The 261-nt window shown below is 40.2% G+C and carries 1 pseudogene; it reads left to right on the top strand.

The window, feature by feature from the left end:
* A pseudogene (locus tag KVT38_RS33815) lies at positions 1-261 on the top strand (extracellular solute-binding protein); the annotation flags it as partial.

The following is a 261-nucleotide window of genomic DNA, read 5'->3' as shown; positions in this document are numbered from 1 at the left end:
AAATGGGGAGCGAATCAATACTGTAGTCGGATCGCCATTGGGCAATGTAGGGATGTTTGTCATAACTGATAAGAATAAAAATCCAGAAGCTACCGTACGTTGGATCGACCATTTCTATGGTGAAGAGGGCATAAAAATGTTCTTTATGGGATTTGAAGGTGTAACCTATACAGAAAAGAATGGTGAGTTCGCATATACGGATGAAATGACCAAAAACCCTGATGGACTGAATCTCGACCAAGCCTTAAGCCAATATTTAAC

The organism is Cohnella sp. GbtcB17 (genome assembly GCF_019091135.1).
Lineage (GTDB): Bacteria > Bacillota > Bacilli > Paenibacillales > Paenibacillaceae > Cohnella.
This window is presented reverse-complemented; position numbering and strand designations above follow the sequence as displayed.